The sequence below is a fragment of the Buttiauxella sp. genome, from assembly GCF_035271705.1.
Taxonomy (GTDB): domain Bacteria; phylum Pseudomonadota; class Gammaproteobacteria; order Enterobacterales; family Enterobacteriaceae; genus Buttiauxella.
Map to the genome: position 1 here is coordinate 1 of NZ_DATERI010000026.1, position 5,386 is coordinate 5,386.

Below are 5,386 nucleotides of genomic sequence, written 5' to 3' on the forward strand. Positions count from 1 at the left end.
CCATTGACGACCTGCTGCGTCGTCAGGTGGACAACAACAACTAACCCCCTCTTCGCTAGACGCTTATACGGCGGTCTCTCGGCAGATTGTAGCCAGAGCCGCCTTCCCCTGAAGTCCAGTCACAGGTTCACGAAGCAGACCACCAGTCCATCATTGTGGGCATCTACACCCGGTGTTCCTTTTGGCACGCTCAGACCCACTGTCGCTGTCATCAATGAAGGTCGTGCAGTAAGCCCTACAACAAATGTCATGAGAAAAAAAATAACAAACCCAAAAGTAAATAATGCTTACTATTCAAAGTTTGAAAAAAAATACACCAAACTCATTACTGATTCTGAAGTTATAATCCTACATGCGATGTCGAATGATGATGTTGTAGATATGACAGACACAGAGAATCAGTCAATGCTAGGTGAGTTGGCCGATATTAATTTAACTTTACCGAGATGTGTTGCCATAAGAAAAGAGATGGGCAAAGCAGGTTTTTCGGAAAGTAATTATATTAATCTTAAATGCCTGCTAGTGAGTTGGCGTGATGAACATGCTAATCCGCGTTACACAGAGAATACTTTAATTCTTAAGAAAGCAAACTGGGATGGACGTAAAAAACAACTATTCAACGTAATATTAGCCATACGAAAATCTTCGACAACTGAAGAGAGATAATAAACAGCTTCATCTGGCGGATGACGCTGACTACTCACCTGCCAACAAACCTCACCTAACCGCGCAGAAAGCGTGGTGCCTGTAAATCCTCGATCCGTTGAATTTTGGTGCTTTCAGCGTTGAATTCTGGTTGAAACAAAGATGCGGTGCTTCACATTGCTGGGTAAACGGTAATGGAAATACTGAACCGGAGCTCCTAAGCTGTTAAAGCAATGGCTGCTAAAGCAATTTTTGCTAAACAGCAGGAGCAGCACCTGATGCCAATTTCAAATTGAAACCGCCAAAAGGGGCGGAATAGTCATTGAGGTGGTGCTGACAAGGGCGGAGTATCAAGTTGTTCAATAGCCCAACGTGAAATTGCCCAGACAACAAAAGCGATTTTCCCAATAGCCAGTCAGGGTAATTAAGGAGCTATACCAATGAACGCGCAATTCGGCCACAGAATCGCAATGTTATTACCTGAGTGGCTACGGCGTTATCAGGCAGCCTGGTTGCAGCCGGATCTGTTGGCAGGGGCAACCGCCGCTGCGGTCGTCCTCCCCAAAGCGCTCGCCTATGCTACCGTCGCCGGGCTACCTGTTCAGGCCGGGCTGTACACCTGCTTTATCCCGATGTTGATTTATGCTTTCGTGGGTTCATCCCGGCCGCTCAGTGTGAGCACCACGACCACGCTGGCAATACTGGCGGGCGCTGCCCTGCAGCCTTTTGCGAGCGCGGATGCAGGTACGCTGGCAATGGCCTCCGCCACATTGGCATTTCTGGTCGGTATAATTTTGTTGCTGGCAGGCGTACTGCGATTGGGATTTGTAGCCAACTTCATTTCCGAACCAGTGTTGATCGGTTTCAAGGCGGGTATTGGGGTTGTCATTGTGCTGGATCAGTTGCCCAAACTGATGGGTACCCATATCGACAAGGGCTCGTTCGGGCACAACGTACTGGCCACCCTGGCCAGTGTTCCGCATGCGTCGATGCTCACGGTGCTGGTCACGATTTGCATGCTGGTTATTTTGCTGGGCATGGAGCGCTGGGCACCCCGGTGGCCCGCACCGCTGATAGCCGTTGCTGCGGCCATACTGGCCACCAAGTTGCTGCACCTGGATCAGCATGGTGTGAGTATTGTCGGGATCGTGCCCATCGGGCTGCCACCAGTACTACTCCCGGACTGGCATCTATTTGCTGATCTCTGGCCCGCGGCTACTGGTATCGCATTGATGAGCTTTACTGAAAGTATCGCAGCAGGCCGAGCCTTCGCTGGCGCCGACGAACCCGTACCCCGGCCCGACCTCGAGTTGTATGCCGTTGGTCTGGCCAACATGGGCGGCGCGCTACTCGGTGCCATGGCTGCGGGTGGCGGCACAAGTCAGACCGCGGTAAATCGTCTCGCTGGCGCACGTTCACAGCTGGCTGGACTGATCACTTCACTGCTTGCATTGGTGACCATGCTGGTTTTGGCTCCGCTGATCGGGCTGATGCCGCACGCTACGCTAGCTGCCGTTGTGATTGTGTATTCGGTCGGACTGATAAAACCGGCGGAATTCATCGATATACTCAAGGTCCGCCGCACAGAGTTTGTGTGGGCCTTGGTGTCGATGGCAGGCGTCATCCTTCTCGGTACGCTGCAGGGCATAGTGGCGGCAATCATTGTGTCTTGCGTGGCACTGGCATGGCAGGTGTCCAATCCTCCAGTGCATGTACTGGGCCGCAAACCCGGCACAAACGTTTTCCGGCAGCGTACTGATGAACATCCTGAAGACGAAACCTTCCCCGGTTTGTTGTTGTTACGGCTGGAAGGCCGGATGTTCTTTGCCAATGCCGAACATATTCGATTGAAAATTAAGTCATTGGTTCTGCAAAGCCAGGCAAAAGTCGTGATCCTGGATTTAGGCGCTGTATTTGATCTGGAATATACCGCGTTGAAGATGTTGATCGAGGCCGAACGGCATCTTAGCCAGTTGGGTATCACTCTCCTACTGGTTGGGCTTAATCCTGGCGTGTTCACCGTTGTGATGCAATCCGAGCTTGGTGCAACACTTGGACGTGAACGCCTGCTGTTCAACCTGGAACAGGCTGTGAAACGGTATGCAGCCCAGACTATTGATGCTGGAGGATGCCCGTAACGACCTGCAAGGCATAATGTGTGAATTAGTTCCCCTGTAAAGTGGTGGCTCAACCCTGATCTGTGAGGTTCTATATGGCAAAGAAGAAACGCAAAAAATCAATACCTGCCGCCGTTGTGAAGGTGGCCGAAAAACTCGGCACCAAGGAATATGAAAAACACTTGTTTGAATTGCATGTGGAACTGGTGCATCTGCAAGAATGGGTGAAGCAGCATGGACTCAAGGTCTGCATTCTGTTTGAAGGTCGCGATGGTGCGGGTAAAGGTGGGGTAATCAAGGCACTGACCGAACGCGTGAGCCCGCGCGTGTTTCGGGTTTTCGCTCTGCCTGCACCGACCGAGCGCGAAAAAAGTCAGATGTACATGCAGCGTTACGTCAGTCATCTCCCTGCCGCGGGCGAAGTGGTTATCTTTGATCGTAGCTGGTACAACCGTGCCGGTGTTGAGCGGGTGATGGGCTTTTGCACACCAGAACAAACGAAAGAATTTCTCGACTCTATTCCAATAGTAGAAAAAGCAATCGTCTCGTCAGGCATCATCCTGCTTAAATACTGGCTGGACGTGAGTATGGATGAGCAGACAAGGCGCCTGGAAGACCGGATCAAGGATGGTCGCAAAACCTGGAAACTCTCGCCGATGGATATTGCGTCATATGGTCGCTGGTACGACTACTCGCGCGCCCGCGACGAGATGATCTTAAGCAGCGATACCGCCTGGGCGCCTTGGTATGTCACGCAGTCGGATGACAAAAAAAGAACCCGGCTCAACGTCATCAGCCATATTCTGCGGCACATTCCTTACAAGAAGATCCAGGAACAGGGAATCAAACTACCCAAGCGGGAGAAAGCCGGGGACTATGTTGAACCTGAGTACCCGTACCGGAAGATTGAAGAGCGCTATTGATTAACTGCTCCCCACCAACGCTACCGGCCCCGGCTGGCTAAGTTGGTGGGTTCTCATTTTATGTTGAATGAAACCCTCATTATTCCCCCAAGATCTCGCCGACAAACAAGTTTTTGATAGCGGTCATCGTTAAAATTATTCTTTTTTGTCAGTGCAGATATCATTAGCAAAATAATTATTACTAATATCATTAGTTCCTTAAACACAACGCCTGTAACATTACAAATTGTATGTATATCTTTGCAAATACTTCATTGATACATGCAATGGGATGTTACTCATCTCTCACGAGTGATGGGTTTTGCTCTGGCCTGGGTTTAGATGAATGCTGATATGAATTTTTCTTTTGCGCGTGTGTGGTCTTTAATCGGTTCGTTATGCTCTGGCCTTGCGACCAAACGCTGGCTGCTGCTGGCCTTGTTCATTCAAGGAGTGGGGTTCATTGGCTACCTGTATCTGGAGCGCAACTGGATTGAAGACGGCGTGGTGCACAGCCTGAAAAACGTGTCGTCGATGCATCGACGCAGCTTTGAACAGCTCGATACCACCATTCGCTATCAGCTTCTGGCTGTCGGCGAGGCGATGCTGGTCAACCGTAATCCCGACCATTCGCGGCTAAATGATAACACCCTGTTGAAAAGTGAAATCAGTTCTTCATGGCTGGATGCGATTGTTGTTCTCGATCCAACCGGCAAGATTGTGGCATCTCACTCTGATCTACCGTTAGCCTCTATCCTGCCAGCAAACGTGCTGGCGACGCATACCTTCCAGAATGTGCCACAATATCGGGCCATCCATGATGATATCAGTGCTTCCTTTTTTGTTTCCCGTCCACAGGCACCTGAACTAGGCGGAGGTGGGCTGGCGATATACCGACGGCTCACTTCTCCTGACGGCTCTATGCTGGGCAGCGTGATTGGCTTTACCAGCCAGCACAGTTTGTCGACGTTGCTTGATACCGATGCTGAGCGGGGTTTCAACTTAGGCAAAAACGGTATCCTGACTATTATTGATGGCCGCACGCACGAAATCTTCTATCGATATTCGTATGACGAAGGTTCGGTGAAGATGAATAACGTACTGTCGCAGGGCGGCGGTAAAGTCTCTTTGCTGGATACCCGATACGGACCGAATGTGAAATCCTTCCGGTCGCCGATTGACGGGGTGGAGCGGCTTGCGGTGTTGCAGCCACTGCATCAGAGTCAGTGGCTGCAGGTGGTCGGTGCCAGCAAGAACGAGTACCTGTTCAAATGGCGCCTCGAGGTGGCCTTTTCCGTGCTGTTATTTGTCTGTCTGGCTGTACTCCAGTGGCTGTTGATGCGATTTTTCCAGCGGTATCGTCAGCAGAACACATTACTGAACCTGGTTCTTGACTCCGTGGATGCCTGTGTCTATTTCAAAACCAACGATCGGCGCTTCGCTTACGTCAATGCGAACACCGCTGCCTTGTATGACCTCCCCGTTGAACAGGTCATCGGCCGGCTGGACAGCGATATGCTGCCACAGAAGATTGCCGATGATTTCTGGGTCAACGATAGCAAAGTGCTCACTTCGGGTATTAAGCATAATTTCACCGAAGTTGCTGTCAATGCGCAGGGGGAAACCCGTTATTACTCATCAGTTAAGGTGCCAGCGCAATTGCCGGGTCAACTGCCCGCACTGGTGGGTATTTCCACCGATGTGACTGAATTGCATGAGCAA

Annotated in this window: 4 protein-coding genes; all 4 read left to right on the forward strand. The window is 50.9% G+C overall.

The features are described from left to right. On the forward strand, positions 1-666 hold a 666-nt coding region (locus VJY99_RS02005; protein WP_324115852.1), incomplete at its 5' end, for a hypothetical protein. Positions 667-1,085: 419 nt separating this feature from the next. After that, positions 1,086-2,783, forward strand: coding sequence for a SulP family inorganic anion transporter (locus tag VJY99_RS02010; protein WP_324115854.1), 1,698 nt, complete (start codon positions 1,086-1,088; stop codon positions 2,781-2,783). 74 nt (positions 2,784-2,857) lie between these two features. After that, entirely contained in the window at positions 2,858-3,685 is an 828-nt protein-coding gene (gene ppk2, locus VJY99_RS02015) for a polyphosphate kinase 2 (protein ID WP_324115856.1), read from the forward strand. A 333-nt stretch (positions 3,686-4,018) separates the two neighbouring features. Continuing rightward, positions 4,019-5,386: PAS domain-containing protein (locus tag VJY99_RS02020; RefSeq protein ID WP_324115858.1), on the forward strand; the 1,368-nt coding region annotated here is incomplete at its 3' end.

Excerpts from the sequence above, each read along its gene's own strand:
- VJY99_RS02010 (WP_324115854.1), top strand. The coding sequence starts at position 1,086 with ATGAACGCGCAATTCGGCCACAGAATCGCAATGTTATTACCTGAGTGG.
- ppk2 (WP_324115856.1), top strand. The coding sequence starts at position 2,858 with ATGGCAAAGAAGAAACGCAAAAAATCAATACCTGCCGCCGTTGTGAAG.